The 205-nt window shown below is 38.5% G+C and carries 1 protein-coding gene; it reads right to left on the bottom strand.

Annotated elements, in window-relative coordinates:
- On the bottom strand, window positions 1–140 hold a 140-nt coding region (locus H5126_RS21365; protein ID WP_220491503.1), incomplete at its 3' end, for a transposase.
- Between the last annotated feature and the right edge of the window lie 65 nt (window positions 141–205).

Raw genomic sequence — 205 nt, 5'->3', positions numbered from 1 at the left:
TGAGTGATGTTTACAAGTGGTTTTCCTGGTTCATTTGCAAGCGTTGATGCTAACTTTACCAGACGCGCTGTTCTTCTTGGATCACCTAAGTCCGATTTACCGAATTGTTGTTTTGCCCAATGAGTATGTTCGTTAATCATAATGTGCCCTCAAACAAGATTTGAAGATCTGATCATGACATTGAGATTTAGTTCAAAAAAATCCC

It is taken from the genome of Pseudoalteromonas sp. SG45-3 (genome assembly GCF_014164075.1).
Taxonomy (GTDB): Bacteria; Pseudomonadota; Gammaproteobacteria; order Enterobacterales; family Alteromonadaceae; genus Pseudoalteromonas; species Pseudoalteromonas distincta.
Note: the sequence above shows the minus strand (reverse complement) of the source record. Positions and strands in the feature narration are given on the sequence as shown.